19 protein-coding genes are annotated in these 23334 nt (G+C 63.0%); 10 read left to right on the top strand and 9 right to left on the bottom strand.

What is annotated here, in order from left to right:
• Positions 1–89: 89 nt before the first annotated feature.
• Entirely contained in the window at positions 90–1241 is a 1152-nt protein-coding gene (locus tag LMTR13_RS28605) for an aminotransferase class V-fold PLP-dependent enzyme (RefSeq protein WP_065733040.1), read from the bottom strand.
• Between the two features lie 250 nt (positions 1242–1491).
• On the opposite strand from LMTR13_RS28605, the gene yghU reads away from it, so the two are divergent.
• Complete coding sequence (gene yghU, locus LMTR13_RS28600; protein ID WP_065730691.1) at positions 1492–2385, top strand: glutathione-dependent disulfide-bond oxidoreductase; 894 nt, start codon at positions 1492–1494, stop codon at positions 2383–2385.
• 75 nt (positions 2386–2460) lie between these two features.
• Positions 2461–3222 carry an alpha/beta fold hydrolase gene (locus LMTR13_RS28595; protein ID WP_065730690.1) on the top strand — a complete coding sequence of 254 codons (762 nt, stop codon included), beginning with the start codon at positions 2461–2463 and terminating at the stop codon, positions 3220–3222.
• An 88-nt stretch (positions 3223–3310) separates the two neighbouring features.
• On the opposite strand, the gene LMTR13_RS28590 is transcribed toward LMTR13_RS28595, so the two are convergent.
• The 4 genes from LMTR13_RS28590 to LMTR13_RS28575 form a co-directional block, all read right to left on the bottom strand.
• Complete coding sequence (locus LMTR13_RS28590) at positions 3311–3931, bottom strand: flavin reductase family protein (protein ID WP_065730689.1); 621 nt, start codon at positions 3929–3931, stop codon at positions 3311–3313.
• 171 nt (positions 3932–4102) lie between these two features.
• Positions 4103–5377, bottom strand: a complete 1275-nt coding sequence (locus tag LMTR13_RS28585) for an acyl-CoA dehydrogenase family protein (RefSeq protein ID WP_065730688.1) — start codon at positions 5375–5377, stop codon at positions 4103–4105.
• A 207-nt stretch (positions 5378–5584) separates the two neighbouring features.
• Complete coding sequence (locus LMTR13_RS28580; protein ID WP_065730687.1) at positions 5585–6922, bottom strand: amidohydrolase; 1338 nt, start codon at positions 6920–6922, stop codon at positions 5585–5587.
• Positions 6923–7007: 85 nt separating this feature from the next.
• Positions 7008–7388, bottom strand: coding sequence for a VOC family protein (locus tag LMTR13_RS28575; protein ID WP_065733039.1), 381 nt, complete (start codon positions 7386–7388; stop codon positions 7008–7010).
• Between the two features lie 336 nt (positions 7389–7724).
• Between LMTR13_RS28575 and htpX the strand changes: the two genes are divergently transcribed.
• Positions 7725–8660, top strand: coding sequence for a zinc metalloprotease HtpX (gene htpX, locus LMTR13_RS28570; RefSeq protein ID WP_065730686.1), 936 nt, complete (start codon positions 7725–7727; stop codon positions 8658–8660).
• Positions 8661–9242: 582 nt separating this feature from the next.
• On the opposite strand, the gene LMTR13_RS28565 is transcribed toward htpX, so the two are convergent.
• Positions 9243–10022, bottom strand: a complete 780-nt coding sequence (locus LMTR13_RS28565) for an SDR family NAD(P)-dependent oxidoreductase (RefSeq protein ID WP_065730685.1) — start codon at positions 10020–10022, stop codon at positions 9243–9245.
• 153 nt (positions 10023–10175) lie between these two features.
• Here LMTR13_RS28565 and LMTR13_RS28560 point away from each other — a divergent pair, with 153 nt between their 5' ends.
• From LMTR13_RS28560 to LMTR13_RS28550, 3 genes are read left to right on the top strand one after another with little or no spacing between them, the layout of a single operon-like run.
• Positions 10176–10967 carry an enoyl-CoA hydratase/isomerase gene (locus LMTR13_RS28560; protein WP_065730684.1) on the top strand — a complete coding sequence of 264 codons (792 nt, stop codon included), beginning with the start codon at positions 10176–10178 and terminating at the stop codon, positions 10965–10967.
• Positions 10964–11947, top strand: coding sequence for a phosphotransferase family protein (locus tag LMTR13_RS28555; RefSeq protein WP_065730683.1), 984 nt, complete (start codon positions 10964–10966; stop codon positions 11945–11947). Before LMTR13_RS28560 ends, LMTR13_RS28555 begins: the two co-directional genes overlap by 4 nt.
• Before the next feature lie 58 nt (positions 11948–12005).
• On the top strand, positions 12006–12380 hold the full coding sequence (locus LMTR13_RS28550; RefSeq protein WP_065733038.1) for a DUF6285 domain-containing protein: 375 nt from the start codon (positions 12006–12008) through the stop codon (positions 12378–12380).
• 181 nt (positions 12381–12561) lie between these two features.
• Here LMTR13_RS28550 and LMTR13_RS28545 read toward each other — a convergent pair whose 3' ends face one another.
• The gene (locus LMTR13_RS28545) at positions 12562–13341 is read right to left on the bottom strand and encodes an enoyl-CoA hydratase-related protein (RefSeq protein WP_028350950.1); all 780 of its coding nucleotides are present in this window, start codon (positions 13339–13341) and stop codon (positions 12562–12564) included.
• 222 nt (positions 13342–13563) lie between these two features.
• Between LMTR13_RS28545 and LMTR13_RS28540 the strand changes: the two genes are divergently transcribed.
• Positions 13564–14838 (top strand): acyl-CoA dehydrogenase family protein, encoded by a 1275-nt coding sequence (locus LMTR13_RS28540; protein WP_065730682.1) that lies wholly within the window; start codon positions 13564–13566, stop codon positions 14836–14838.
• A 145-nt stretch (positions 14839–14983) separates the two neighbouring features.
• Here LMTR13_RS28540 and LMTR13_RS28535 read toward each other — a convergent pair whose 3' ends face one another.
• A complete protein-coding gene (locus tag LMTR13_RS28535) occupies positions 14984–16564 on the bottom strand; it encodes a fatty acid--CoA ligase (RefSeq protein ID WP_065730681.1) in 1581 nt (526 codons plus the stop codon).
• 213 nt (positions 16565–16777) lie between these two features.
• A complete protein-coding gene (locus LMTR13_RS28530; protein WP_065733037.1) occupies positions 16778–17650 on the bottom strand; it encodes an SDR family oxidoreductase in 873 nt (290 codons plus the stop codon).
• A gap of 91 nt (positions 17651–17741) precedes the next feature.
• Here LMTR13_RS28530 and LMTR13_RS28525 point away from each other — a divergent pair, with 91 nt between their 5' ends.
• From LMTR13_RS28525 to ppc, 3 genes are all read left to right on the top strand, one after another.
• On the top strand, positions 17742–18557 hold the full coding sequence (locus tag LMTR13_RS28525; protein WP_065730680.1) for a crotonase/enoyl-CoA hydratase family protein: 816 nt from the start codon (positions 17742–17744) through the stop codon (positions 18555–18557).
• A gap of 143 nt (positions 18558–18700) precedes the next feature.
• Entirely contained in the window at positions 18701–20245 is a 1545-nt protein-coding gene (locus tag LMTR13_RS28520; protein ID WP_065730679.1) for an acyl-CoA synthetase, read from the top strand.
• A gap of 226 nt (positions 20246–20471) precedes the next feature.
• Complete coding sequence (gene ppc, locus LMTR13_RS28515) at positions 20472–23264, top strand: phosphoenolpyruvate carboxylase (RefSeq protein WP_065730678.1); 2793 nt, start codon at positions 20472–20474, stop codon at positions 23262–23264.
• The last annotated feature ends 70 nt before the right edge of the window (positions 23265–23334 follow it).

The raw sequence follows: 23334 nt of genomic DNA, 5'->3' as shown, positions 1-23334 counted from the left end.
GTGGGCAAAGTCGCCAAGCGCCGTGCCCACCATCTCGCCGGTTCGATAGCGCGAATGGTAGGCACGCTTCGCTTTGCCCACCCTACATGTCAGCGCCGCAGCCGCCTGCTCAACACCTCAACAAACCGGTCGACATCAGTCTCATCATTATAGACGTGGGGCGAGATGCGCATGCGCCCCAGGCGTGGTGCGACATAGACGCCTTCGCTTGCCAATCCTTCGACGAGGTCCGCCGGCATTCCGCCCTTGAAGGCGAGGCTCAATACATGCGGCGCCCGCAGATGAGGTTCGGGAACGTGGACGCCGATGCCGCGCACGGCTTGCGCGATCCGCTCCGTCAGCATCGTGAGACGTTGCACAATGGCCGGCGCGCCCCATTCAGCTATCATCTCCATGCCGATTGAGGCCATCTCCATCGAGATGAAATGGTCGCGCTCGCCCATGTCGAAGCGCCGCGCATCGGGAACGTAACTGAGATCGGTGAAATAGACCGCGTTATCGGCGCGCACGTTGCAGCGGCCGGACGCGGTCTGCTCAAGCGGGATACCGCCTTGATGACGTTTGGCAACATAGAGAAAGGCGCGGCCGTAAGGGCCGAGCAGCCATTTGTAGGTCGGGAAGATCACAAAATCCGGGTCGAGACGCTTCACGTCGGTCGGCAGTACGCCAGTGCTGTGCGTCGCGTCGATGAGAAAGGCAGCGCCCCGCTGCCGGAGTGCCGCGCCGACCTTGTCGACATCGATCAACCCGCCGTCCGACCAGTGCACCGATGAGATCGAGGCCAGACTGACCGGCGGTGCGCCGGATCGCTCGATGTTTCCGAGCACCGCCGCCGTCCAGTTGCCATCGTCAGGTTGCCGCACCGTCTCGACAGTGAACCCTTCTGCCTCGGCCCGCGTATGCCATTCGAGCACCGGAGAGGAGTGATCGTTCTCCAGCACGATCACGCGCGTGCCGCGGGCGATCGGCAGAGTCTTCGCGGCTGTCGCAACGCCGTAACTGACCGAGGGAATCAGCGCGATATCGGCGGCCTCGGCATTGATCAGCCGGGAGGCAGCAAGGCGCGCGCGTTCATTCTGTTGGTTGGCGAAGGATGCCTCGAGCGTCCACGGCGTGCCCTTGCGGAGAACGGCGGCGCGGCCGGCCTCCAGCGTTCGAAGCGGCAGCGGGCTGAAAGAGGCGGCGTTCAGGTAACAGATCTGGCGCGGTATCTCGAACAAGGCGCGCTGTGATGGGAGCATGTGGATGGTCTCTTTGCTGGCGACACCTCCATTATGACCGATCTCGAATACACCAGCCACAGGAGCATTGCTCCGAGTACACTTGCCTCGTGCAATCAGGGCAGGCGCTGCATGGCGCATTCCTCCTCTGACTTTTGCGCGCTTTTTGTTCTGTTGCGGTGCTGATACGAAACCTTACATGGATTGCACCGGCCGCCGCGCGACAGATCACGCAATCGCGAGACGGCCGAAGAAGCCTGGAGCCCACATAATGACCGACGCCCCCACCACCGAGCCCGCCGAATACGTCCCGCCGAAAGTCTGGACCTGGAACAAGGAAAGCGGCGGCCGGTTCGCCGCCATCAATCGGCCGATCGCAGGCCCTACGCATGAGGCGGAGCTGCCGGTCGGCCGCCATCCGTTCCAGCTCTACTCGCTGGCTACTCCCAACGGCGTCAAGGTCACGGTCATGTTCGAGGAGCTGCTTGCCGCCGGTCATAGCGGCGCGGAATACGACGCCTGGCTGATCAAGATCGACGGCAACCAGTTCGGCAGCGGCTTTGTTGCTGTCAATCCGAACTCGAAGATTCCCGCGCTGATGGACCGCAGCGGACCGGAGCCGATCCGGGTGTTTGAATCAGGTGCGATACTGATGCATCTCGCCGAAAAGTTCGGCGCCTTCCTGCCGGCGAGCGGTCCGGCGCGGGCCGAATGCCTGTCATGGCTGTTCTGGCAAATGGGCAGCGCGCCGTTTCTCGGCGGTGGCTTCGGCCATTTCTACGCCTACGCGCCCACCAAGATCGAATACGCCATCGACCGCTACGCCATGGAGGTGAAGCGCCAACTCGACGTGCTCAATCGACGGCTTGCCGATAACGAATTTCTCGCCGGCCACGAATACACGATCGCCGATATGGCGACCTGGCCATGGTACGGCGCGCTGGCAAAAGGCCTGGTCTACGGCGCCGGCGAATTCCTGTCGGTGCATGAATACAAGAACGTGCAGCGCTGGACCGACGCGATCGCCAAGCGCCCGGCGGTGAAGCGCGGGCGCATGGTCAACCGCATCTCCGGCGATCCGGCAAGCCAGTTGCACGAGCGGCATGAGGCGAGCGATTTCGATACCAGGACGCAGGACAAGATCGGCGAGCCCGCGAAGGGGTGATGGCTGGCGGTGGGGGACTCTCGATAAACAACCAACAAAGGTCCCGCGCGTCCGACAGGGCAGGAGGAAACCACCATGAGCTTCTTCGAAAAGGGCGCTGTCCGCATCCACTATGAGGAAGCCGGCTCCGGCTTCCCGCTGCTCCTGATCGCCGGCGGCGGATTGAATTCGAACATCTCTGGCATCACCGGCGACTATCCGCCGTTCAATGCCGTCAAGGAGTTCGGCAACGAATATCGCTGCATCGCCTACGACCTGCGCAACGCGCCGCCCGGCCAATCCACCGGCCCGCTGGAGATCGAGCGTCCCTGGGATTCCCATACCGACGACCAGCTCGCGCTGATGGATCACCTCGGTTTTGAAAAATTCATGGTGCTGGGTTTTTGCATCGGTGGGCCCTTGATCTGGAATCTGATCAAGCGCGTACCGGATCGCGTCGTCGCCGCCGTACTGGCGATGCCGTCAGGCTCGCGTCCCGAAATGCGCGACCTGTTTTACAATAACAACATGACCGGCTGGGCGCCGGAACTGACAAAACGCCGGCCCGACATCGCGATGGAGCAGGCGGAAAAATTCCTGACGCGGATGTATCGCACCGATCCCGACTTCGTCTTTACCGTGACGCGTGATTTCGTCCGCCAGTGTCAGACGCCGGTGCTTATCCTGCCCGACGACATCCCGGCCCATCCTTACGCGGTCGCCATGGAGAGCGCGATGCTGGCGCCGAACGCGGAAGTGAGCCTGTTTCCGTGGAAGGAGCCGAAAGAGCGGGTGCCGCTCGCGGTGCGCCAGATCCGGTCTTTCCTGCGTGCGCATAGGCCGGTGGCTAATTCGTAGTAGCGTGTAGGATGGGTGGAGCGAAGCGATACCCATCAATACCGTTCGTGATGCTGATGGGTATCGCTTCGCTCCACCCATCCTACTTCTACACCACTGTCTTCGCCCCTTCCGCCGGTGGAAACACCACGCGGTCGTCGGTCCGGCAGTAACGATCCGCGAACATACGGCCGATCGGATGATAGCGCTCCATGTGCACGCGCATAGCGGCGTGGTCCCACAAATCGTCGCGGATATGGAAGTGGATGCCTTCGCCCATCACCAACAGCCGGTCGCCGTTGACGTCGATCTCCTTCCAGGTTTTGCATTCCATCGCAAACGGCGCATCCGCCAGCCGCGGCACGGCGATTTTCGTCGAGGGCGCCAGCTTGAGATCGAGATAGTCCGGCTCGCCGACCTCGGGTGGAAAATCGCCGCTGCTTTCGTGCATCGCCCGAGCGAGCGGCTCGTCGGTCATGTTGACGACGAACTCGTTAGTCCGCCGGATGTTGATCACGGTATCCTTGACGCGGCCGTCGGGCCGCAGATTGGCGGCGAACATGCAGAGCGGCGGATCCTCGCAGAACACGTTGAAGAAGCTGAACGGCGCCGCGTTGACCACGCCGGTCGGCCCGATCGTCGTCACCCAGGCGATCGGCCGCGGCAGCACAAAGGAGGTGAGCACCTTGTAGCGCTCGCGGGGTTTTAGGTCGCCGGGGTCGTATTGCATGGCTGCCTGCTCCGGGGGAGGTCTGTGCCTCGCCCCGCGTGCGGGGAGAGGCCGACGCGCGAGAGCGCGGCGGGTGAGGGGGCTCTCCGCGAACTTGCTGCCTGCTGCTTCTGCGAAAGCAGCCCCTCACCCCGACCCTCTCCCCGTGAAGAACGGGGAGAGGGGGGAAGTTTACGGCATGCTCAGTTCATGCCTTCCGACCACCATCCAGTGCACTTCATCCGGGCCATCGGCGAAGCGCAAATGGCGGACGTCCTGGTACATCTCGCCGAGCGGGCTCCATTGCGAGATGCCGGTGGCGCCGTGCATCTGGATCGCCTGGTCGATGATCTTGCAGGTACGCTCCGGCACCATGGCCTTGACCATGCTGACCCAGATCCGCGCTTCCTTGTTGCCGAGCACATCCATTGCCTTGGCGGCTTTCAGTACCATCAGCCGCATCGCCTCGATTTCGCAGCGCGCCTGGGCGATGATCTGCAGATTGCCGCCGAGATGGGCGATCTTCTTGCCGAAGGCTTCGCGGGTGAGCCCGCGGGACACCATCAGGTCGAGCGCCTTTTCCGCCTTGCCGATGGTGCGCATGCAGTGATGGATGCGGCCCGGCCCGAGCCGAACTTGCGAGATTTCAAAGCCGCGGCCTTCGCCGAGCAAAATGTTCTCCTTCGGTACCCGGCAATTGTTGAAGCGCAGATGCATGTGGCCGCGCGGCGCGTGGTCGTGGCCGAACACGTGCATCGGGCCCAGAATCTCCACGCCGGGGGTGTCGATCGGCACCAGGATCTGCGACTGCTGCTTGCTCGGCGGCGCGTCGGGATTGGTCTTCACCATCACGATCATGATCTTGCAGCGCGGATCGCCGGCGCCGGAGATGTAGTATTTTTCGCCGTTGATCACCCATTCGTCGCCGACGAGTTTAGCGGTCGTCGAAATATTCTTGGCGTCGGAGGAGGCAACGTTGGGTTCGGTCATCGCGTAGGCCGAGCGGATTTCGCCTGCCAGCAGCGGCTTCAGCCACTTCTCCTTCTGCTCCTTGGTGCCGACGCGCTCCAGCACTTCCATATTGCCGGTGTCGGGCGCCGAGCAGTTCATGGTTTCCGAGGCCAGCGGATTCTTCGCCAGCTCGACCGCGATATAGGCGTAGTCGAGATTCTTCAGGCCCTCGCCGGTCTCGGCATCGGGCAGAAAGAAATTCCACAGGCCTTCTTCCTTGGCCTTGTCCTTGGCCTTCTGCAGCACCGCGAACTGCTCCGGCGTAAAGCTCCAGCGGTCCTTCTTGCCCTCGCCGAGCCGCATGAACTCCACCGACATCGGATCGACGGTCTCGCGGATGAATTTCTTGACGTGCTCGTAGAGCGGACGAACTTCGTCCGACATGCGCAAATCGTTGAGTTCTTCGCCCGGATTGAGGTTGTAGGTCGTCGTTCGCGGGATGTAGGCGTGTTTCATGGATTATTTCCTCCCATTGCGCAGACCATTTATCTGCGGGCGCGCTCGGCTCGTTGGCCGGCAATGTAGACGGGAGGAGAGGGCTTGCACAAGCGCGGGCGCGCGGCGACGATTTTCCGCCTCATGGCAAGCGCGTAGTGTGTAGGATTGGTGGAGCCAACGGGGCCGGGCACGGCTGATCCGTTGGCTCTACCCCCATCCTACAATTCATTTGCGCCTGGCGTGCCGATCGAACGCGCTGAGCACCGCGAGCGTCATGGCGGTGACCCCGGTTCCGATGGTCGGCTTCGGCACCGGCGCGAACAGCGGTGAATGATTTGACGGTATCGGCGGGCCGGTGCCGTTGCGTGCTGCGTCGATACTTTCCTGGTCATAAACGCCGATGTTGAACATCATCGACGGCACGCCTGCGCCAGCGTATTCGGAGAAGTCCTCGCTGGCGGTCCCCGGCGGCGAAACCCTGAACTTGTCGCCAAATGCCGTCTTCAACGCTTCAGCAGTGGCGGCGACCACGTCGGGATCGTTCATGACGGGCTTGGTGCCCTCGACAATTCTGATATCGGGCGCGGGTGCACCTGACATGGCGGCAGCGGCCTTTGCCGTTCGTTCGATCCCGGCATGTAGTTTGGCGCGAACCTCGGGCTTGTAGGAGCGAATGGTGCCGGAGAGCCGCACCGAGTCGGGGATGATATTTGGAGCGGTGCCACCGTGAATGGCGCCGATGCTCACGACACCGAATTCGGTCGGGTCTTTTTCACGGCTGATCACGCTTTGCACTTCGACAATGAAGCGCGCCGCTATTCCCACGGGGTCGACGGTCGTGTGCGGTGCCGAACCGTGACCGCCGCGGCCGTGGAATGTTATATCGAGGCCGTCGGCAGCGGACGAGCCTACTCCTGTGCGATAGAAGCCCGTGCCATGAGAGAACGGACCGGCATGCAGGGCGAAGGCGATATCGGGTTTGGCAAAGCGCGTAAACAGGCCATCCGCCAGCATGGCCTTGGCGCCCGCCACGATTTCTTCCGCCGGCTGGGCGATGAACATCAGCGTGCCGCGCCACTGGTCTTTCAGGCCGAGCAGCGTCTTCGCCGTTCCAACCCAACTCGCCATGTGGATGTCGTGGCCGCAGCTATGGGCGACGAACACCTCCCGCCCGTTCCAGTTGGCTTTATCGCGGCTCGCATAGTCGAGGCCGGTCTTCTCTTCCATCGGCAGGCCGTCGAGCTCGGTGCGCACCATGATCGTCGGGCCGTCGCCATTTTTGTAAATGGCGACCAGCCCGGTCCTGCCGACCTTCTCGGTGACCTCAAAGCCGAGCGCGCGCATTTCCGCAGCGAGTCTCGCGGCGGTCTTTACCTCCTGAAACGCCAGCTCCGGATGGGCGTGGATTTCCTTGTAGAGCGCGTCGAGCTTCGGATAGTCGCTTGCGAGCGAGGCTTCGATCGCCTTCTGCAGGGTGGCGACATCGAGCTCGGCGTGGGCGGGCAGCGTGATAGTTGCGAATAGCGCGGCGGACGCCGCCAATGAGATGACAGATCGCTTCATGGCCTGACGTTCCTTCGATTTTGCCGCAATCTGTGCTGCGTAGGGTGGGTTACGCCTTCGGCTAAACCCACCCTACAATCTTCGTTTACGCCGGCATGCGGTGCATCGCGCAGATCTTGTTACCGTCGAGATCGCGCAAATAAGCGAGATAGAGCTTGCCCGTGCTGCCTTCGCGGATGCCCGGTGGATTTTCGCAGGTCGTTCCGCCATTGGCGATGCCGGCCGCGTGCCATGCGTCGGCCTGTTCGGGCGATTCGGCCGCAAAGCCGATCGTGCCGCCATTGGCGGGCGTCGCGGGCTGGCCGTTGATCGGCTTGGTCACCGAGAATATTCCGGTCTTGGTGATGTAGAAAATGCGGTGGCCGTCGACCCGTGCCGGCCGCACACCGAGCGTGCCGAGCAATGCGTCATAGAACGCCTTGGCCTTGTCGAGGTCGTTGGTGCCGATCATTACATGCGAAAACATTTCTTCAATTTCCTCCCAGTTTTTCCGGACGAACAGATTTTTCCAGACGAACAAACGCAAATTGCTTGCCACTTCACTTTCCCGGGCCGCCCATCACGCTGCTCGTTGCCGGGCAATGTAGACGGCGGCGCGGGCATTCTACAAGCGGCCCCTTCCGATAGCCGAAAAGCCACGCGATCCCACCGGATTACGGATCGTTAATCCGGCTGGCGCGTTGGTTCCTGTCGCCAAACGCGGCGCCTCGACGCACCCTGGCATCTTGAAGCGGTCTCGGGTGAGTTCCTACCTCTGGGATGCCTGCCACGGCGTTCAGCCGCGGGCGGCAAGGAGACGACAATGAGCTATTTTAAGACTGCCATTCTGCTGGCCGGTCTGACCGGCCTCTTCATGGGCGTCGGCTATCTGATCGGCGGCGCCACCGGTGCCACGATCGCGCTCGTGATCGCGGCTGCGACCAATCTTTTCGCCTATTGGAATTCGGACCGCATGGTGCTGTCGATGTACGGCGCCCATGAGGTCGACCAGCGCACGGCGCCCGACCTCTTCAATCTCGTGGCTGAACTCGCCGGCCGCGCCGGTCTGCCGATGCCGCGCGTGTTCCTGATGGACGAGCCGCAGCCCAACGCCTTCGCCACCGGCCGCAATCCGCAGAACGCGGCGGTCGCCGTGACCGCGGGTCTGGTGCAGTCGGTCAGCCGCGAAGAACTCGCCGGCGTGATCGCGCACGAGCTCGCGCACATCAAAAATCACGATACGCTGCTGATGACCATCACCGCGACCATTGCCGGTGCGGTCTCGATGCTGGCGCAGTTCGGCATGTTCTTCGGCGGCAACCGCGACAACGGTCCGGGCATCATCGGATCGATTGCCATGATGATCCTGGCCCCGCTCGGCGCCATGTTGGTGCAGATGGCGATCAGCCGGACGCGCGAATACGCCGCCGACGATCTCGGCGCGCGCATCTGCGGCCAGCCGATGTGGCTTGCGTCCGCTCTGGCCAAGATCGCTAATGCGGCGCATGTGGTCCCGAATCCGGAAGCCGAGCGCAATCCGGCAACGGCGCACATGTTCATCATCAACCCGCTGTCGGGGCAGGGCATGGACAATCTGTTCACGACGCACCCCTCGACCGAGAACCGCATCGCCGCGCTGCAGCAGCTCGCGGCGCAGATGGGCGCGCAGGGCGGCACCTTCTCCGCCACCGCGCGCGCCAACTATCCGGGCCGCGGCCCATGGGGCCGCCCCTCGGCCTCGCGCGGCCCGTGGGGGTAAGGTGACGCGAATTCGTGGTGGGCAAAGGCGTCAGCGCCGTGCCCACCAGCCATCCTCGAGCACGGTTCGTGATGGTGGGTAGCACTCTACGGCACCTGTGACGTGACTGCCCGACGACGGGCAAATGACTTCTGATTTTCCGAAATCGTGTCAAGCCTCGGAATCAGAAATATTCCGCTTTCGTTCTCACCCAAATCACCGGCATAACTCCGTCCGTCTCACGGCAGATGAGGGGCGTTGGCCATCGTCACTAACGTGCGGTGAGATGCGATGGACACGAAAGCCATGACCGACGTGCGTGGTGATCGTGTACGGCGAAGTCGTGTGGTTCTGGCGCCGCCATGCTGGCGTTAACCCTCTAAATGAGAGGGCGGGAAGTGAAGAGCAAACCTCGGGCGCAATGCGTCGCGAGAAGGCTAACGCATATTCGCTGTCGTCCCTGCGAACGCAGGGACCCATAACCACAAATGCTCATGTTTCTGCGAAGTTGTCGCTACAGCGTTGCCTACATTTGGAATCCATGGTTGTGGGTCCCTGCGTTCGCAGGGACGACAGCGTTGAGGTCGCCTACGTCAACCACCCTCAAAACGCCGTATACCCGCCATCGATCACAAAGCAATCCGCCGTATGATACGACGACGCCTTGCTCATGATGTACACCGCGATGCCGCCGAAATCGCTCGGCTCGCCGAAGCGGCGCAGGGGAATGCGCGGCATCACGTTGGCAACGAATTTGTCGTTGGCCATCAGCCCCGAAGTCATGTCGCTCTTGATCCAGCCGGGCAGGATCGCGTTGGCGGTGACGCCGTAACGCGCGAGTTCGACCGCGAGCGCCCGGCACAGCGCGTTCAGCGCCGCCTTGGTGCCGGCGTAATGCTCATTGCGGGCGGTGCCGAACAGCGAGGCGAGGCTGGAAGTCGCGACCAGCCGGCCAAATTTGTCGCCGGCTTCCGCACGTTCGGTCATGTGGCGGGCGGCGGCCTGAAAGACATGGAAGACGCCGTCGAGATTGGTCGCGAACATGCGCCGCCACTCCTCCTCGGTGCGGTCGATGAAGGCGCGCCGTCCGCCGCCGCCGATGCCGGCATTGGCAAAGCAGCCGTCGACGCGGCCGAACGTATCGAGCGTGGCCGTCATCGCGGACTTGACGGAGGCGGGATCGGTCACGTCGCAGATCTGCGTATGTACCTTGCCGGGCCCGGCCGACATCGTCGTTGCCGCACTCTCGTTCTTCTCGCCATTGCGGCCCCAGATCGAGACGTTGCAGCCTTGGGCGTTCAACGCTTGCGCAATGCCAAGGCCGATGCCGCCATTGCCGCCGGTAATGACCGCTGTTCGGCCGGTGAGGTCAAAGATGCTCATTGGATGTTTCCATTTGTTTGGCAACAGAGTTGCGCCCGGTGGTGGGCAGATGTTCTGGTGCAAGCATGGACAACACAGCCAGGAAAATCAAATATGGACCATCCGGTCTTCCGCGCAGCGAAATAGCGCGTAAACACAAGTTAAGAGGAAACAATGCAGTTCAAGCACGTCACGCTCGATATCGACGGCGCGGTCGCCGTTCTCAAGCTCGACCATCAGGAGGTCATGAACGCGGTCTCGATGGACATGCTGGGCGGGCTCGGCGAAGCACTCGATGCGATCGACGACAAGCGTGAGGAGGTGCGCTGCGTCGTGCTGACCGGCGCCGGGCGCGCCTTCTGCACCGGCGCCAACCTGCAGGGCCGCAACAACCAGAAGCCCGGCAAGAGCAACGCCGGGCAATCGCTGGAGATCGGCTTTCATCCGTTCCTGCGCCGCATTCGCCGGCTGCATTGTCCGCTCGTTACCGCCGTCAACGGTCCCGCCGCGGGCGCCGGGATGAGTTTTGCATTGATGGGCGACATGATCCTCTGCGCGCGCTCGTCCTATTTCCTGCAGGCGTTCCGTCGCATCGGCCTGGTGCCGGACTGCGGCTCGACCTGGCTATTGCCGCGCATGATAGGCAAGGCGCGCTCGGTCGAACTGTCGCTGATGGGCGAGCGGCTGCCGGCCGAGAAGGCGCTGGAATGGGGCCTCGTCAACCGCGTCTATGACGATGCAGTTCTGATGGAGGAGGCGATGAAGCTCGCGCATGAGCTCGCCAATGGTCCGACGATCGCGCTGTCGCTGATCCGAAAGCTCTACTGGGACAGCCCGGAAAATTCCTTCGAGGAACAGCTCAACCTCGAATTCGAATCGCAACGCATCGCGGGCGCGGCGGAGGATTTCAAGGAAGGCGTTAGCGCATTCCTCGAAAAGCGCCCCGCCAAGTTCAAAGGCAAATGATCGAGGAACAACTCGGGCGCTGCGTCGCCGCCTGGTATCCGGGAGCGACCGGCGTCACCGGCGCCGCCAAACTTTCCGGCGGCGCCAGCCAGGAAACCTGGACGTTCGACATCGTGCACGCAAGCGGCAATGTCGGAGCCATCCTGCGCCGCGCGCCGCCGGGCTATGGCGCTTCGCCGGGACGGGCCGCTGGGCTGGATGCCGAGGCCACGCTGATGCAATTGGCCCATGACGCCGGCCTGCCGTCGCCGCGCGTGATGCATGTGCTCAAGCCCGAGGACGAACTCGGCCGCGGCTTCATCATGCAGCGCATCGAGGGGGAGACCATCGCGCGCAAGATTCTGCGCGATGAACAGTTCGCCAAGGCACGTCCGGTTTTGGCGCGGCAGCTCGGCCGCGTGATCGCCGGCATCCATGGCCTGCCGGCTACGAAACTGCCGAAGCTGCGCGAGATGAGCGCGACAAAGGAGATCGCTGACCTCGAGCGGGAATACCGCAGCTTCAACTGGCCCCGACCCGTGTTCGAACTCGCCCTTCGCTGGTTACGCGAGCGCGATCCCGGGCCGTCGAAAGAGGTGACACTGGTGCATGGCGATTTCCGCCATGGCAACCTCATCATCGGCCCCGACGGCGTGCGCGCGGTGCTGGACTGGGAGCTCGCCCATCTCGGCGACCCGATGGAAGATTTGGGGTGGATCTGCGTCAACTCCTGGCGGTTCGGCGAAATCGACAAACCCGTCGGAGGCTTCGGGTCGCGCGAGGAACTGTTCGCCGGCTACGAGGAAGCCGGCCGCAAAGTCGATCCTATCAGAGTGACGTTCTGGGAAGTGATGGGCACGCTGCGCTGGGGCATCATGTGCTGCGGCATGATGCAGCGCTTCCGGCAAGGCCCCGATCATTCGATGGAACGTGCCATGATTGGCCGCCGCTCGTCGGAGACGGAGATCGATCTGCTACGATTGCTTGCGCCGCGCGCATGATCCCGAAAAGTGGAGGCCGGTTTTCGGAAAAGATCATGCGCAAAAGAAGAGAAGTGAGATGCAAGACGAACCGACACCCACCGAACTGATCAAGGCGGTCGCGGATTTCCTCCGCAACGAGATAGCGCCCGAGATCAAAGGCCACAACGCCTTCAAGCTCCGCGTCGGCATCAACGCGCTGGACCTCGTCACGCGGCAACTGGCGCTGGAGCAGGGGAGCGATGCAGCGGAGGCCGCGCGGCTGAAGCAATTGCTCGGGGCCGATGGTTCGCTGATCGATCTCAACCGAGCGCTCTGTGAGAAGATCGCCAAAGGCGAAGTCGATCTGCAGAGGCCGGGCTTGGCCGAGCATCTCTGGCAGACCACGATGGACAAGCTCGCCGTCGATCAGCCGAACTACGCGTCGTACAAGAGGGAGTTGGGGAATAAGTAGGGTGTGCGACCGCCGTCTCGCCGGCGTTCCCCGGATGCTGTGCAGTGCCATAAGCGCGTTTACGCGCGTCTTCGACACGCTATGGCGGTGCGCTGCTGTTCCGGGGTCCATCCGCGGCGCCATGGGTCCCGGCTCTGCGGAGCGGCGCCATGCGCCGCACCGCGTCCGGGACACGAGGATCTCACCGCCCCAGCCATTTCGGCGGACGTTTCTCCGCAAACGCCTTCGGCCCCTCGATGTAATCTTGGGACGCCGCCATCGCCTTCACCGCGGGATATTCGCGCTGTTCGGCGATCGCCTGTTCCAGCGAGACCTCAAGCCCCCGCTGGATCGCCTGCTTGGAGGCGCGGATCGACATCGGCGAGTTCTTGCAGATGGTCTCCGCCCAGCGCTCCGCCGCCGCGAGCGCCTCACCGGCGGGAACCACCTCGTTGACGAAACCGAGTTCAAGACCCTCCTTGGCCGAGACGTGGCGTGCGGTGAGGATCATGCCCATGGCGCGCTTCAGCCCGATCTGGCGCGGCAGCCGGTGCACGCCGCCGGCAAGCGCGGCGAGGCCGACGCGCGGCTCGGGCAGGGCGAAGGTCGCATTCTCCGAGGCGATGATGAGGTCGCAGGCCAGCGCGATCTCGAAACCGCCGCCCATCGCGACGCCGTTGACCGCGGCGATGATCGGCTTGTCGCAGTCGAAGCGCGAGGTGAGGCCGGCGAAGCCGCCCTTGTCCCAGCCGCGTTTTCCCCCGGCCGCCTGCCATTTCAAATCGTTGCCGGCGCAGAACGCCTTGTCGCCGGCACCGGTGACGATCGCCACCCATTGCGCAGGGTCCGCGGAAAAGTCGTCGAACACCTTGTTGAGCTCGAAATGCGCATCGATATGCAGCGCATTGTACACTTCGGGCCGCGACAGCGTGATGATCGTGATCGGTCCCTTGCGCGTCACCTTGGAGAATTTCAGGTCCATGTCTGCTCCCGTTTCGATTTTCTGCGGCGAAGAATATTGGCTGCGATCATAGCGCCAGCCCGGCGGCTGAAACCATCCAATTACGCAAGGCCCCCGCGCGTGCCAAGCTTCATTCCGTTGCTTGACTTGGGCGGGGTGTTCCAACCTAAATCGATCCGAGCAGGAGCGCCGCGTAGCGCCTAGACGCAAAAGCAATAAACGACATTTCCGGGAGAGACCGCCTTGGATTTCAACCTGCCTGCCGACCTCACAGCCTATCTCGACGAACTCGACCGCTTTATCGCGCGCGAGATCAAGCCGCTGGAGGAGGCCGATGACAACATCCGCTTTTTCGATCATCGCCGTGAATGGTCGCGCACCGATTTCGAAAACGGCGGCCTGCCGCGGCATGAATGGGAAGCGCTGCTGCGCAAGGCCAAGAATCTCGCCGACGCCGCCGGCCATTTGCGGTTCGCGATCCCGAAGCGCTATGGCGGCAAGGACGGTTCCAACCTCTGGATGGCCGTGATCCGCGAGCATTTCGCCGCAAAGGGCCTCGGTCTGCACAATGATCTGCAGAACGAGCACTCGATCGTCGGCAACCTGCCGCTCGTGACCATGCTCGACCGCTACGGCACCGACGAGCAGAAGGCGATGATCGAAGGCTCGATCACTGGAAAATACCGCATCACCTTCGGCCTCACCGAGCCTGATCATGGTTCCGACGCGACGCATATGGAAACCAGGGCCGTGCAGGCGACGCGTGACAACATCAAGGGCTGGATCATCGACGGCCAGAAAATGTGGACCACCGGCATGCATGTCGCGACCCATTGCGCGCTGTTTGCCCGGACATCAGGCAATGACGGCGACGCGCGCGGCATCACCTGCTTCCTGGTGCCGGCTAGAAGCGAGGGCGTGAAGGTCGAGGAATATCTGTGGACCTTCAACATGCCGACCGACCATCCGCGCGTTAGCTTCACGGATGTGTTTGTCCCCGAAGATGCACTGTTCGGCGAGGTGGGCCGGGGGCTCTCGCTGGCACAATGCTTCGTCCACGAGAACCGCATCCGGCAGGCGGCGAGCTCGCTGGGCGCAGCCGTTTACTGCATCAACGAGAGCGTCAAATACGCGCGCGAGCGAAAGCCGTTTGGCAAGGCGCTGGCCGAGAACCAGGCGATCCAGTGGCCGCTGGTGGAATTGGCGACGCAGGCCGAGATGCTCAGGCTGTTGATCCGCAAGACCGCGTGGGAGATGGACCAGCTCACCCAGGCCCAGGTCGAACACACGCTCTCCGATCGGGTCTCGATGTGCAATTACTGGGCAAACCGCCTGTGCTGCGAGGCCGCCGACCGCGCCATGCAGGTGCACGGCGGCATGGGTTATTCGCGCCACAAGCCGTTTGAGCATATCTACCGCCACCACCGCCGCTATCGCATCACCGAGGGCAGCGAGGAAATCCAGAAGCGCAAGGTGGCGGGATTCCTGTTCGGCTATATGGGGGCGGGGAAGCACTGAGGGGAAAGCCGCGGTGACCGCCACACATCTTGTCGTCATACCCCGCGAAGGCGGGGTATCCAGTACGCCGCGGCTTGCCGTTAAATCTCCGCGGCCTCTGGAATACTGGATCACCCGCCTTCGCGGGTGACGACAAGAGGAGGACTCAATTCACCTGCCGGTCCTTGCCCACCCAGTACGGCTCGCGCAGGTTCCGCCGCAAGATCTTCCCCGACGGATTGCGCGGCAGCGCCTCCATGAAGTCGATCGATTTCGGCGTCTTGAAGCCCGCGATGCGCTCGCGCGTAAAATTGATGATGTCGGTGGCACTCTCCTGCTTGCCCGGCTTCATCACCACGATCGCCTTCACCACTTCGCCCCATTTATCGTCGGGGATTCCGATCACCGCGGCTTCGGCGACATCAGGATGATCGCAGATCGCGCTCTCGACCTCGGCCGGGTAGATGTTCTCGCCGCCGGAGATGATCATGTCCTTGATGCGGTCGTGGATGTAGAGGTAGCCGTCCTCGTCCATGTAGCCGGCATCGCCGGTGCGCAACCAGCCGTCGCTGCCGAGCGTCTTGGCGGTGGCTTCCGGCAGGTTCCAGTAGCCGACCATGTTGGAGCCCGAGCGGGTGGCGATCTCGCCGACCTGGCGCGGCGGCAGCCGCTTGCCGTCGGGGTCGATGATCGCAAGCTCGATGCCGGGCAACGCCTTGCCGGCGGAACGCATGCGCTCCAGTCCCTCGACATGATCCTCGGGCGGCAGGGCGACGATGGTGCCCGTGGTCTCGGTCATGCCATACAACTGCACGAAGCCGCACTTGAACACTTCAATGCACTCCTTCAGCAGGGCGGTCGGAATCGGCGAGGCGCCGTAGAGCATATATTTCAGGCGGGAGAAATCGACCTGCCGCGCCCGTGGCTGCCGCACCACGAACTGCATCGCGGCCGGCACCATGAACAGTTTGGTAATGCCGGACTGCTCGAAGAAGTCCAGCACCTTGGTCGGATCGAACTCGCGGGCGATCACGCCCTTGGCGCCGTGATAAAGCCCCATCACGCCCCAGCCGGAGCCGCCGATGTGGAAGACCGGCATCGCTACCAGCGAGACGTCGTCGGCCGACCATTTGTTCCATTCGGGCTTCTCGGCCTCGCTGCCGGCGTTCACCAGATTGAGAAAGTTGGCGTGCGACAGCATCGCGCCCTTCGGCTTGCCCGTGGTGCCCGAGGTATAGAGCTGGATCGCGATGTCCTTCGGACTGATCGGCACCTTCGGATCGTCGCCGCTGGCAGCGTCGCGCCAGGCGATAAAATCCTGCCATTCCGGCGCGCCGCCCTCGGTCGTGATCACGTGGCGCACGTCGGGCAATTGCACCTGGATGTTGCGAACCTGCGTGATGAATTCCGGCCCGACGAACAGCGCCGGCGCCTTGCAATCGCCGACGATGAACGCGATCTCGGGGCCGGCGAGCCGCCAGTTGACCGGCGCCATCACCACTTTGGCCTTCATCGCGCCCATCAGCAGTTCGAAATAGATGTCGCTGTTCTTGCCGAGATAGGCGATGCGTTCGCCCGGCTTGACACCAAGCCCGATCAGCGCGTTCGCAACGCGGTTGGTGCTGATATCGAAGTCGGCGAACGTGGTCTGGCGTCCCTCGAATTCATAGGCGATGGCGTCGCCGCGCGTTCTGGCGCGATCGCGTACCATGTCGGCAAGGTTCGTCAATTGCTCCGGTGCGGACATGTCTCTCCCGTATCGTCTTGTTATCGTTGCGTGGAGTTTGGCGGTATCGCGCGACAAAGACAATACGGCTCTGTCGTCCCTGCCTCCGTGCGCAATCGCGCACTCGGCGCAGTGACCCATACGCCGCGGCCTATCGGTGAGCCGATGCGGCTAGTAGCCTTCACAAAACGAACGACGGTGGCTATGGGGCGCTGCGTTCGCAGGGACGACAACCTACCCCCTTGCGGCGCGGTCCTTCTCGTTTTGCGCCTTGATCGAGTCGCGCGCCTTGTTCCAGTCGTCGTCGCTCCAGTCGCGCAACTGATAGAAATTGCCGCCCATCGCGAGCGCTTGCGCGCCGTCCATGGCGATGGTCTCGCCATTGATCCAGTCGCAGCCGCCGGAGATCAGGAACACCGCGAGGTTTTGCAGTTCCTCCATGGTGCCGACGCGGCCCATCGGGTTTTGCGCCCGCGTGCGCGCGCCGGCCTCGTCGCCCGGCTTGATGCGCTTGCTCATGCCCTCGGTCGGGATTTCCCCCGGCGCAATGGTGTTGAGGCGGATGCCGTACTTGCCCCATTCGACCGCAAGCGACATCGTCATGGCGTGGATCGCCGACTTGCTCATCGCCGACGGCACCACATAGGGCGATCCGTTGCGCACCCAGGTCACCGTGATCGACACCACGTTGCCGCGTTGCTTGGCGGCGATCCAGCGCCGACCGACCGCGTGCGTCACGTAGAAGGTGCCATGCATCACGATGTTGGCGACGGCGTCGAAGCCGCGCGGCGAGAGCTCTTCCGAACGCGAGATGAAATTGCCGGCGGCATTGTTGATGAGATCGGTAAGGGACCCCGAGGCCCAGATCTGTTCGATCATTTCGTCGACGGCCATCGCATTGCGGATATCGACGCCGTGGCTGACCACGCGCCCGCCGTGAAGATCCATCAATTCGGTCGCGGTCTCGTCGCACACGATCTTGCGGCGGCCGCAAATGTGGACCTCGGCTCCCAGTTGGAGAAACCGCGCGGCCATGGATTTGCCGAGGCCGGTGCCGCCTCCGGTCACCAGAATGCGTCGCCCGGCGAGAAGCTGATCGTTGAACATCGTTTCCACCCACGGGATTGTCTGTTAATTGGTCGATTGACTAAAACCGGACAACGGCCTTTCTGTAAAGCAGCAACTGAGGAGATTTTTCATGGAGCAGCGCGTCTCGATCTCGATTTCGGACGGCATTGCCGATGTCCGGCTGGTGCGTGCCGACAAGATGAACGCGCTCGATGCCGCGATGTTTGAGGCGCTGGTGGCCGCGACCGAGCGGTTGGCCCACGAAAAGGGCGTCCGGGTGGTAGTATTGTCCGGGGAAGGGCGGGCGTTTTGCGCCGGCCTCGATATGGGACGCTTTCAGGCCATGAAGGAAAGCGGCGGTAACGGGATCGCCGGCGGCGAGAAGCGCGACCTCACTGCACGCACGCATGGTATCGCGAACTTTCCGCAGCAGGCGGTCTGGGGCTGGCGCCAGCTTCCGGTGCCGGTGATTGCCGCGATCCAGGGCGTGGCGTTCGGCGGCGGCTTCCAGCTCGCGCTCGGCGCCGACATGCGATTCCTCACACCAGACGCGCGGATGTCGATCATGGAGATCAAATGGGGCCTGGTGCCCGACATGGCCGGCACGCCCATTCTCGCAAGCCTCGTTCGCGACGATGTCCTGCGCGAACTCACCTATACCGGCCGCATCTTCTCCGCGCAGGAAGCGATGAGCTATGGCCTCGCGACGCGGATCTGCGACGATCCGCGCGCGGCGGCCTTCGAGGTCGCGCGCGAGATTGCCGGCAAGAGTCCCGATGCGATTCGCGCCGCCAAACGCATGCTCAACAAGTTGTCCGTTGATCCCGCTCCGGCGCTGCTGGCCGAATCCGTCGAGCAGCAGAAACTGCTCGGCAGCGCGAACCAGACCGAAGCCGTGCGCGCCAATATGGAGAAGCGCGCGCCGCGGTTTGCGGATGTTGGGTAATATGAGCCCCTCATCCTGAGAAGGCGCGAAAGCGCCGTCTCGAAGGATGCGGGCCCGTCTGTGGCCTCATGGTTCGAGACGCGCGAAGACGCGCTCCTCACCATGAAAGTCACTCAAACCCGACACCAGATCGGAAAGAGACAATGTCAGCCTCCCAACTCTTCCACGGCATCATCAGCGGCGAGCGCCGGCGCGACCACGGCGAGATCGCCGAGCGCACAGAGCGCATCGCCAGCGGCTTGCAAAAGCTCGGCGTCAAGCAGGGCGACAGCGTCGCCATGCTGATGCGCAACGACATCGCCTTCATCGAGGCGGCCTATGCCGCGATGCGGCTCGGCGCCTATGGCGTGCCTGTAAACTGGCACTTCAAGCCGGAAGAGATCAATTATGTGCTGAAGGATTCCGGCACATCCGTGCTGATCGCGCATGCCGACATGCTGCATCAGTTGCGCGAGGCGATTCCGCAAGGCGTCACGGCGCTCAGCGTGCCGACCCCGCCGGAGATCATCGCCAACTACAAAATCAATCCGGATCATCTGACGACGCCTGACTTCGCGATCGATTTCGAATCCTGGCTCAAGCTACATCCGCGCTATGACGGGCCGGCGGTGCCGCAGCCGCAGAACATGATCTACACCTCGGGCACGACAGGCCATCCCAAGGGCGTGCGCCGCTTTGCGCCGACGCCCGAACAGAGCGCCAACGCCGAGCGCATGCGCGCGCTGATCTACGGCCTCAAGCCCGGCGCCCGCGCGCTGCTTCCGGGGCCACTCTATCATTCCGCGCCGAACTCGTTCGGCCTGCGCGCCGGCCGCCTCGGCGGCGCACTGGTGATCATGCCGCGCTTCGATGCGGAAGAATTTTTGCGCGTGGTCGCGACGGAGAAGATCGACACCATCTTCATGGTGCCGACCATGTTCATCCGGCTGATGAAGCTGCCGGAGGAAGTGCGCAGGAAGTACGACATGTCGTCCCTGCGCCACGTCATCCATGCTGCCGCGCCATGTCCCGCCGACGTCAAGCGCGCGATGATCGAGTGGTGGGGACCGATCATCTACGAATTCTACGGATCGACCGAGTCCGGCGCCGTGACCTTTGCGACGTCCGAGGACGCGCTGAAGAAGCCCGGCACCGTCGGCAAGATCGCGCCGGGCGCGGAACTGCGCTTCATCGGCGATGACGGCCGCGAATTGCCGCAGGGCGAGATCGGCGAGATTTATTCGCGCATCGCCGGGAACCCTGATTTTACCTATCACAACAAGCCGGAAAAGCGCGCCGAGATCGATCGTGAAGGTTTCATCACCTCGGGCGACGTCGGCTACATCGACGCGGACGGTTATGTCTTCATCTGCGACCGCAAGCGCGACATGGTGATTTCAGGCGGCGTCAACATCTACCCGGCTGAGATTGAGGCCGCGTTGCACGCGATACCGGGGGTGCATGACTGCGCGGTGTTCGGCATTCCCGACGCTGAATTCGGCGAGGCGCTGATGGCTGTGGTGGAGCCGCAGCCGGCGGTGACGCTCGACCCGGCTTCTATCCGAAGCCAGCTCAAGGTCGCGCTGGCCGACTACAAGGTGCCAAAACACATCGAAATCCAGTCCAACCTGCCGCGGGAGGATTCCGGCAAGATCTTCAAGCGCCGCCTGCGCGATCCCTATTGGGAGCGGGCAGGGCGGAGGATTTAGCATCCTGTCGTCCCTGCGGAACGCAGGGACTCATAACCACAGGCCGTGGGGTTCGCAAAAGGACTCTCCCAGAGTGCCCTAAAAGAGGACACGGAGTATGGGGTCCCGGCGGTTCGCGGGGACGACGCAAGGGCAGAGACAATAGGCACCGCCTCCATCTTTATCTTGCACTGCGGCAAAAAAATTGCACACTCGGAAGAGCCGGGCAGTTTGAGGTGGCCAGCCAATGTCTTCCCAGACCATGCCTTCCGAGATCGAGATCCGGTTCAACCGTACCGATGAATCGTTGGCGTTGGAGGAGGATGCGCGGCTGCGGACCGACATTCGCCTGCTCGGGCGGATTCTCGGCGATACCGTCCGCGATCAGGAAGGCGCTGACGTCTTCGATCTGGTCGAACGTATCAGGCAGACCTCGATCCGGTTCCATCGCGACGAGGACAAGCTGGCGCGGCGCGAACTCGAGACCATCCTCGACAGCATGTCGATCAGCGACACCGTGCGGATCGTTCGCGCCTTCAGCTATTTCTCCCATCTCGCCAATATCGCCGAGGACCAGAACAACATCCGCCAGATGCGCGGGCGTGGTCCCGGCGGGCCGCGGGCGAGCGCGCTGACCCAGACGCTGGCGCATGCCAAGGCGGCGGGGATCAGTGCGGTCGAGCTGCGGCGATTCTTTAAGGGCGCCCAAGTCAGCCCGGTCCTGACCGCGCATCCGACCGAGGTCCGCCGCAAGAGCACATTCGACCGTGAGATGGAGATCGCCGCACTGCTCGACCGGCGCGAACGCGTTCAGCTCACGCCGGAGGAGGCCGAGGCCTGCGATGAGCAGTTGCGCCGCGCTGTGCTGACGCTGTGGCAGACCAATCTGCTGCGGCGGACCAAGCTGACCGTGCTCGACGAAGTCGCCAACGGCCTGTCATTCTACGACTACACCTTCCTCCATGAAGTGCCGCGGCTGCATAGCGCGCTGGAAGACCGGCTGAACCAGGAGGAGGGCGGTACGCCCGGCGAGCTGGCGTCGTTCCTGACCATGGGAAGCTGGATCGGCGGCGACCGCGACGGCAACCCCTTTGTCACCGCCGACGTCATGCGCGGCACGCTGCGCCTGCAGTCGAGCCGGGTGATGAGCTTCTATCTGGAGGAATTGCACGTTCTCGGCTCGGAACTGTCGTTGGCGGCGCACCTTGCCGACATTTCGGACGAGTTGCGCGCGCTGGCCGAGCGCTCGCCGGATACTTCGCCGCACAGGAGCGGCGAACCGTATCGGCTGGCAGTATCGGGCATCTATGCAAGGTTGACCGCGACCGCTGCAAAGCTCGAGGTCGAGACGACGCGTCGTCCGGTTGGCGAGGCCGCGCCTTATGCAAGCGTGAAGGAGTTCAAGGCCGATCTCGACGTGCTGGATCGATCGCTGATTGCGAACAATTCGGGCGTGATCGCGCGGGGACGGTTGCGCTTGCTACGTCGTGCCGTGGATTGCTTCGGCTTTCATCTGGCCCGACTTGACATCAGGCAGAATTCCGCGGTGCACGAGCGCACGGTCGCGGAACTGTTTGATGCCGCCATCCCCGGCATGTCCTATCTGGCACTGAACGAGGAGGCCCGCGTCCATCTGCTGCTGCGCGAGCTGCGCAGTGCAAGGCCGCTGAGCTCGGTGTTCGTCAAGTACAGCGAAGAAACACTCGGCGAACTCGCCATGTTCCGCGCCGCCGCCGAAGCTCATGCGCGCTTCGGCCCCGACGTGATCCACCAATGCATCATCTCCATGTGCAAGGGGATGTCGGACATGCTGGAGGTGGCGGTGCTGTTGAAGGAGGTCGGCCTCGTCAATCCTTCCGGCCGCAGCGCCATCAACATCGTGCCGCTGTTCGAGACCATCGAGGATCTGCAGGCCTCATCCGGCATCATGAACCGGATGCTGGCGCTGCACGATTACCGCCGGCTGGTCGACAGCCGCGGCGGCATCCAGGAAGTGATGCTGGGCTATTCCGACAGCAACAAGGACGGCGGCTTCGTCACCTCGGGCTGGGAGCTCTACAAGGCCGAAATCGAGCTGGTCGATGTGTTCGAGCGCCACGGCCTGCGCTTGCGGCTGTTTCACGGCCGCGGCGGATCGGTCGGCCGCGGCGGCGGGCCGAGCTATGACGCCATCATTGCGCAGCCGGGAGGTGCGGTAAACGGACAGATCCGCATCACCGAGCAGGGCGAAATCATCTCCAGCAAATATTCCAACCCGGAGGTCGGCCGCAGCAATTTGGAAATCCTCGCCGCGGCCACGCTGGAGGCGAGCCTGTTGCATCCCCGGCAGAGCGCGCCGCGAAAAGAATATCTGACCGCGATGGAGCAATTGTCGGCGTTGGCATTCAAGGCCTATCGCGGGTTGGTCTATGAGACCGAAGGCTTTGCCGATTACTTCTGGGGCTCCACGGTCATCACCGAAATCTCGACGCTCAACATCGGCAGCCGCCCGGCGTCGCGCAAGAAGACCCGCGAGATCGAGGACCTCCGCGCCATCCCCTGGGTGTTCAGTTGGGCGCAATGCCGGCTGATGCTGCCGGGCTGGTACGGTTTCGGCTCGGCGGTCGAGATCTGGATCGCGGAGCATCCGGAGCAGGGCATGCCGTTCTTGCAGGAGCTCTACCGCGAATGGCCGTTCTTCCGCACGCTGCTGTCCAACATGGACATGGTGCTGGCCAAGAGTTCGATTGCGATCGCCTCGCGCTATGCCGAATTGGTGCCTGACGTGAAGTTGCGCGAGAGCATCTTTGGGCGCATCCGGCGCGAATGGCATTCCTCCATTGAGAGCCTGCTCGATATCATGGGACATGAACGGCTGCTGCAGGGTAACCCGCTGCTGGAACGCTCGATCCGCAACCGCTTTCCCTATCTCGATCCGCTCAACCACGTGCAGGTAGAGCTATTGAAGGAGCATCGCTCGCATAATCCGGACGAGCAGGTGCTGCGCGGGATTCAGCTTACCATCAACGGGATATCGGCGGGGTTGCGAAACAGCGGGTGACGGGAGCAAACCTCGGCTGTCGTCCCTGCGAACGCATGCGAACGCAGGGACGACTCGTGGTGGAGATCGC

The organism is Bradyrhizobium icense (genome assembly GCF_001693385.1).
Lineage (GTDB): Bacteria > Pseudomonadota > Alphaproteobacteria > Rhizobiales > Xanthobacteraceae > Bradyrhizobium > Bradyrhizobium icense.
This window is presented reverse-complemented; position numbering and strand designations above follow the sequence as displayed.

Coding starts and splice junctions, on each gene's coding strand:
- LMTR13_RS28565 (WP_065730685.1), bottom strand. CDS start 10,022: ATGAGCATCTTTGACCTCACCGGCCGAACAGCGGTCATTACCGGCGGC.
- LMTR13_RS28555 (WP_065730683.1), top strand. CDS start 10,964: ATGATCGAGGAACAACTCGGGCGCTGCGTCGCCGCCTGGTATCCGGGA.
- LMTR13_RS28530 (WP_065733037.1), bottom strand. CDS start 17,650: ATGTTCAACGATCAGCTTCTCGCCGGGCGACGCATTCTGGTGACCGGA.
- LMTR13_RS28535 (WP_065730681.1), bottom strand. CDS start 16,564: ATGTCCGCACCGGAGCAATTGACGAACCTTGCCGACATGGTACGCGAT.
- LMTR13_RS28545 (WP_028350950.1), bottom strand. CDS start 13,341: ATGGACCTGAAATTCTCCAAGGTGACGCGCAAGGGACCGATCACGATC.
- LMTR13_RS28520 (WP_065730679.1), top strand. CDS start 18,701: ATGTCAGCCTCCCAACTCTTCCACGGCATCATCAGCGGCGAGCGCCGG.
- LMTR13_RS28590 (WP_065730689.1), bottom strand. CDS start 3,931: ATGCAATACGACCCCGGCGACCTAAAACCCCGCGAGCGCTACAAGGTG.
- LMTR13_RS28605 (WP_065733040.1), bottom strand. CDS start 1,241: ATGCTCCCATCACAGCGCGCCTTGTTCGAGATACCGCGCCAGATCTGT.
- LMTR13_RS28585 (WP_065730688.1), bottom strand. CDS start 5,377: ATGAAACACGCCTACATCCCGCGAACGACGACCTACAACCTCAATCCG.
- yghU (WP_065730691.1), top strand. CDS start 1,492: ATGACCGACGCCCCCACCACCGAGCCCGCCGAATACGTCCCGCCGAAA.
- LMTR13_RS28550 (WP_065733038.1), top strand. CDS start 12,006: ATGCAAGACGAACCGACACCCACCGAACTGATCAAGGCGGTCGCGGAT.
- LMTR13_RS28580 (WP_065730687.1), bottom strand. CDS start 6,922: ATGAAGCGATCTGTCATCTCATTGGCGGCGTCCGCCGCGCTATTCGCA.
- LMTR13_RS28525 (WP_065730680.1), top strand. CDS start 17,742: ATGGAGCAGCGCGTCTCGATCTCGATTTCGGACGGCATTGCCGATGTC.
- LMTR13_RS28575 (WP_065733039.1), bottom strand. CDS start 7,388: ATGTTTTCGCATGTAATGATCGGCACCAACGACCTCGACAAGGCCAAG.
- htpX (WP_065730686.1), top strand. CDS start 7,725: ATGAGCTATTTTAAGACTGCCATTCTGCTGGCCGGTCTGACCGGCCTC.
- LMTR13_RS28595 (WP_065730690.1), top strand. CDS start 2,461: ATGAGCTTCTTCGAAAAGGGCGCTGTCCGCATCCACTATGAGGAAGCC.
- LMTR13_RS28560 (WP_065730684.1), top strand. CDS start 10,176: ATGCAGTTCAAGCACGTCACGCTCGATATCGACGGCGCGGTCGCCGTT.
- ppc (WP_065730678.1), top strand. CDS start 20,472: ATGTCTTCCCAGACCATGCCTTCCGAGATCGAGATCCGGTTCAACCGT.